The sequence below is a fragment of the Stenotrophomonas cyclobalanopsidis genome (assembly GCF_008710035.1).
GTDB classification, from domain to species: Bacteria; Pseudomonadota; Gammaproteobacteria; order Xanthomonadales; family Xanthomonadaceae; genus Stenotrophomonas; species Stenotrophomonas cyclobalanopsidis.
Genome location: NZ_VYKI01000028.1, coordinates 1 through 5,124 on the forward strand (window position 1 = coordinate 1; position 5,124 = coordinate 5,124).

The following is a 5,124-nucleotide window of genomic DNA, read 5'->3' on the forward strand; positions in this document are numbered from 1 at the left end:
GGGTGGGTCCGGTTGAGGGGGTGTGAGCGCCATGGATGGCGCGACCAAGCCTACATGGACGTATTTACGGCGTCCCCCTCAACCGGACCCACCCCGCTATTCCACGGATAGCCCGCTTCTGCCGTTGACGTTGATTCTGCAGGTGCAGGGCTGCAAGCCCTGCAGAAAAACTCAATTACTCCGGAGGGGTGTCGCGTACCAGATGGATGTCGGTCGGGGTCGACAGCGGGATCTCCCGCTCGGCCAGTATCTGCAGCAGGCTGAAATACAGATCGCTGCGCGTGCCATACACCTGCCGCGGGCTCGCCACGTAGGCGAAGCTGTTGAACGTGATCTGGCCGCCGCCTATGCTGTCGATGAACACCGACGGCGCCGGCTGCTGCAGCACGGCCTGGTGCGCGCCATAGGCATCCAGCAGCGCCTGTTTCAGGCCCGCCACGTCGGTGCTGGTCGGCACCGCGAACTGGATCTGAATGCGGCCCTGGTTGTTGCCCATCGTCATGTTACGGATGGTCTTGGTGATCAGCTCCGAGTTCGGCACGATCAGCGTCGACTTGTCGCCCACCTGGATCTCGGTCGAACGCACGTTGATGCGGCGGATGTCGCCCTCCTGGTCGCCCAGTTTCACCCAGTCGCCGATCTTCACCGGCCGCTCGGCCAGCAGGATCAGGCCCGAGACGAAGTTCTGGATGATCGCCTGCAGGCCGAAACCAATACCCACCGACAACGCGCTGGCCAGCAGCGCCAGGTTCTTCATGTCCAGGCCCATCGCGGTCAGCGCCCACAGGCCCACCAGGATGATGCCGACGTAGCCGGAGATGGTGCTGATCGAGTTGCGCGCGCCCAGGTCCAGCTCGGTCTTGGGCAGGTAGGTGTCGGTCAGCCAGCGCTGCATCAGCTGGGTCAGGCCCACGCCGATCAGCAGCACCAGCACGCCGGTGGCAATGCGGCCGGGCTGCAGCGTCAGGTCCTTGTTGATCGTGATGCCATTGGCCAGCGCGGCGATGCGCTCGACGATGGTGCCGACGTTGCCGAACGGCGCGGCCAGGGCCAGCAGCGCGATCAGCACAACCAAGGTACGCAACATCGCCGACAGCAGCACGCCGGCCTGCTCCAGCCGCGACACGCTCAGGCCGGTGCTCAGCAGGATGGTCTGGCCGACCTTGCTGTCGGCGTTGAGCAGCCAGGTGCAGAGGTCATCGACGAACTTGAACAGCAGCAGCGCCGCCAGCACCACGATGCTGCCGCCGATCAGCTGCTGGTTCACGAACTTGGCGAAGTTCACGTAGCCCAGCAGGGTGGCGATGATCGCCGCAGTGACCGCGAGGTTGCCGGCCACGCGGGCCAGCACCAGCCAGCTGCTGCGACGTACCGGCACCGCCGCGCCAACGCCGTCGGCCTGCGCCTCCAGCTTGGCCTCGGCTTCGGCAGTCTGCCGGCGGTGCAGGCGCGACAAGGTGACCAGCATCGCCATGATCAGGCCGAGGTAGGTCAGCGCGATCACGCCGTCCAGCGCCACCGTAGTCACATCGCTGGTGCGCGTGGCCCGGTCGATGGCCACCAGCACCGTGCTGAACCAGGCCAGCGCGGCCGCGCCCCAGGCGTACTTGCGCAGCTTCAGCGCGGCGGTGTCATCCAGGTTCAACAGGCGCCACGAGGGCCGCGTGGGCACCAGCAGGCAGGCGCTGAGCGCGGCGATGAAGGCGGCGGCGAACGTGGCCTGCTGCACGCCTTCCGCCACGGTCTGCAGGCGCGGCGCGATACCGCCGATGGCATTGAGCGAGGCGATGAACACCACCACCGCGTAGCCCGGCAGCAGAGTACCGACCAGCAGCAGCCACATGGCCAGGCCGGAGCGGCGCAGGCGACCATCGGGTGCACGGTCGGAGGCGGCGAAGCGGCGGCCCAGCGCGCGCAGCCACAGGCGCAGCGGGAACATCATCACCAGCGCGGCCAGCAGGCCCAGCAGCGGCGTGCCCCAGCCTTCCTTGTCCAAGGCGGCCACCAGGGCATCGCGGCCCTGCGCGGCCAGCGGCGTAACCCGGGCGATATCCACCGGCAGCTGCTTGGCGACCTTGCGCCAAAGCGCGGGCGACAGCGGCGAATCGACTTTCTGGCCCAGTTCCTCGGTGCGCTGTGCGGTGCGCTGCTTCTCGATATCGTTGGCAAGCTGGCCGGCGCGCACGGCACTGGCCTTGGCCTGCGCGACCGAAGACGCCAGCGCATCACGCTGGCGGGTGAGGTTGCGGCGCTGCGTCGCCAGCTCGGGCAGTTCAGTAGTGCCATCGGGCGCCGGGCCCAGCTGGGCCAGCTGCTCGGTCAACTGGTCCAGCTGCGGCTGCAGGCTCTTGTCCAGCGCCTCGGCATCGCGGCGCACCTGCGATGCGGTCTCGGACAGCATCGCCAGCGTTTCGGTGGCTTCGGCCGAATCGCGCTTGCGCTCCACCTCCTTCAGGCTGGCATCGAACTGGGCCAGCTGCTGCTTCGGCGTCGGGTCGTCGTCCTGGGCCAGCACCGGCGCGGCCAGCAGCAGCGCACCACACAACAGCAGCGCCAGTGACGGGCCACGCATCAGGATCGTTCGGAAGAAGGAAAGCAAGCCAGCCACACCGGTTCGCGCGGACCACCGCGCCTGCGCGCGACTATACGGCACGGCTGGTAAAGGCCGGATGGACGGCCACGCCAACACCGGCCGGGGTAGAGTCGACCGTTGGTCGACCATCGCGCACAGCGCGGGATTTTCGGCGCGTCCCGCCGGGAGCAGTCGACCAACGGTCGACTCTCCCCCGTCCCAGCCAACCCGGTAGAGTCGACCGTTGGTCGACCATCGCGCGCAGCGCGGGGCTTTCAGGGTTTGCCGCAAAGAGCAGTCGACCAACGGTCGACGCGACCCAAACCCTCAGTACTTCAACCGCAGCTCTTCCACCTGCGGCTGCTGCAGCGCGTACCAGTCCTGGAATTCCTCTTCGCTGATCTCATCCGGCGCGTACACCGCGATGGGGTGCCAGTCGTGGTCGGTCGGCAGCGGCTGGCGCGGGCCCGCGCGCAGGCTGTAGCTGACGCCCTCGTAATCCACCACGTCGTCCACCTGCGGCCACTGCTCGCGGGCATACGCGGTTTCACTCTTCAACAGGATCACCTGGTACATCGGCACCTCCACTTCGCTTGTATGGGGAATAAAACCCGGCGCTGACGCAAGGATAGCGCTGCGCCGGTGACCGCTGCGCCGCCGCGCGGGCGACGCATTGTTCTGGACGTGGGCCTCGCCGCGGCTTCACCTGCCCATGGCGAGCCCGACGGCATGGTGGGACACCCTTTCCACGACGCTGAACCCGATGACCGACCACCCGCCGCTGAAGACCGTTGCCGACCTCAAGCTGCCCCGTTACCTGGGCACCTGGTACGAGATCGCCCGCCTGCCCATGCGCCACGAACCGGAAGGCTGCACCGACGTGACCGCACACTACGAACTGCTGGAAAACGGCAACCTGGGCGTCACCAACCGCTGCCGCATGGACGGCGAGGTCGAGGAAGCCACCGGCGAGGCATGCGCCGTGGATAACGACGTGGCTCGCCTGGAGGTCAGCTTCCTGCCCAAGGGCCTGCGCTGGCTGCCCTTCGCCAAGGGGGACTACTGGGTGATCCAGGTGGCCCCCGATTACAGCGTGGCGCTGGTGGGCAGTCCTGACCGCAAGTACCTCTGGCTGCTGGCGCGGGAGCCGAAGCTGGACACCACCGTGCAGGAACATTATCTGGCAGCGGCCCGCCTGCAGGGCTTCGATCTGTCCGAACTGATCCAGACGCCCCACACCGGCCGCCCCACTGCCTGATCGAAAGGTAGCCCCATGGACCTGAAGAGCGGTTACCCGTGGTGGGCCGTGAGCAATGGGCTGATCCAGGCCTTCCCGCCGCTGCAGCAGGACCTGCGCTGTGATGTGCTGGTGGTGGGCGGCGGTGTCACCGGCTCGCTGATCGCCGATGAACTGTCCGGCCACGGCCACGAGGTCGCGGTGATCGAGCAGCGCGACATCGGCTGGGGCAGCACCGCAGCCAGCACCGCCCTGCTGCAGTACGAGATCGACACCCACCTGCTGGACCTGGCCCGCCAGTACGGCACTGATGCCGCGGAACTGGCCTACCGCGCCTGCGCCGAGGCCATCCCAGCCCTGGGCGAAGTGGCGCGCGGCCTGAAGAACGTCGATTTCCAGCGCATGGACAGCCTCTATCTGGCCAGCCGCCACCGCGACGTGCCGGTACTGATGGCCGAGGGTGCCGCACGCCGCCAGGCCGGACTGGACGCCCGCTGGCTGCAGCCGGACGACCTGCAGCAGCGCTTCGGCGTGGACGCCGGTGGCGCGCTGCTGACCCGCCAAGCCGCGCGGGTCGATCCCTACTGCCTCACTTATGGCCTGCTCAAACGCGTGCGCCGCCGCGGCGGCCATGTGCATGACCGCACCGTGCTGCACAGCCTGGAGGCCACCTCACGGGGCGTGACCGCACGTACCGAGGCGGGGGCCACCATCCGCGCGCGCCACGTCGTGCTCGCGATGGGCTACGCCAACCAGCGCTGGATCAACCAGCGGGTGGCGCGCAACCGCAGCAGCTACGCGTTCATCACCGACCCCATCGATGCCGACGTGCTGGGCAAGCTGCAGCGCACGATGGTGTGGGAAAGCGCGCGGCCCTACCTATACCTGCGGGCCACCGGCGAGGGCCGGCTGCTGGTGGGCGGGCTGGACGATGCCATCGACATCCCCGCGCGCCGCGACCGGCGGGTGGAGGGCAAGGCGAAGCAGCTGATGAAGCAGCTGCAGCACTGGTTCCCGCAGCTGGACCCGACCCCGGCGTTTTCCTGGGCGGGCACCTTTGCCGAGACCGCCGACGGCCTGCCGTTCTTCGGCCCGCACCCGCAGTGGGGGCCGCGCGTGCACCTCGCCATGGCCTATGGCGGCAACGGCATCACCTACTCGATGATCGGTGCCGGGCTGCTGCAGGCGCGGATCGAGCGGCGCCGGCACCCGCTGCAGGATCTTTTCGGGTTCGGCCGGGTGTCGTAGAGTCGAGGGGGGGGGGGGGGGGGGGGGGCCGGGGGGCCGAGAGGGCACGACAGGGCCGCCGCCGGGC

The 5,124-nt window shown here is 68.5% G+C and carries 4 protein-coding genes; 2 read left to right on the forward strand and 2 right to left on the reverse strand.

Features of this window, described 5'->3' with window-relative positions:
- Positions 1-175 precede the first annotated feature (175 nt).
- Positions 176-2,572: a DUF3772 domain-containing protein gene (locus tag FJU31_RS16280; RefSeq protein ID WP_150455665.1), complete on the reverse strand. Its 2,397-nt coding sequence runs from the start codon at positions 2,570-2,572 to the stop codon at positions 176-178.
- 327 nt (positions 2,573-2,899) lie between these two features.
- A complete protein-coding gene (locus FJU31_RS16285; RefSeq protein ID WP_150455666.1) occupies positions 2,900-3,148 on the reverse strand; it encodes a hypothetical protein in 249 nt (82 codons plus the stop codon).
- A 187-nt stretch (positions 3,149-3,335) separates the two neighbouring features.
- On the opposite strand from FJU31_RS16285, the gene FJU31_RS16290 reads away from it, so the two are divergent.
- Both FJU31_RS16290 and FJU31_RS16295 read left to right on the forward strand, forming a co-directional pair.
- Positions 3,336-3,830, forward strand: a complete 495-nt coding sequence (locus tag FJU31_RS16290; RefSeq protein WP_150455667.1) for a lipocalin family protein — start codon at positions 3,336-3,338, stop codon at positions 3,828-3,830.
- A gap of 15 nt (positions 3,831-3,845) precedes the next feature.
- The gene (locus FJU31_RS16295; RefSeq protein WP_150455668.1) at positions 3,846-5,057 is read left to right on the forward strand and encodes an NAD(P)/FAD-dependent oxidoreductase; all 1,212 of its coding nucleotides are present in this window, start codon (positions 3,846-3,848) and stop codon (positions 5,055-5,057) included.
- The last annotated feature ends 67 nt before the right edge of the window (positions 5,058-5,124 follow it).

What these genes read in the sequence shown, in the direction of transcription:
- FJU31_RS16280 (WP_150455665.1), bottom strand. Translation starts at nt 2,572, where the DNA reads ATGCGTGGCCCGTCACTGGCGCTGCTGTTGTGTGGTGCGCTGCTGCTG.
- FJU31_RS16285 (WP_150455666.1), bottom strand. Translation starts at nt 3,148, where the DNA reads ATGTACCAGGTGATCCTGTTGAAGAGTGAAACCGCGTATGCCCGCGAG.
- FJU31_RS16290 (WP_150455667.1), top strand. Translation starts at nt 3,336, where the DNA reads ATGACCGACCACCCGCCGCTGAAGACCGTTGCCGACCTCAAGCTGCCC.
- FJU31_RS16295 (WP_150455668.1), top strand. Translation starts at nt 3,846, where the DNA reads ATGGACCTGAAGAGCGGTTACCCGTGGTGGGCCGTGAGCAATGGGCTG.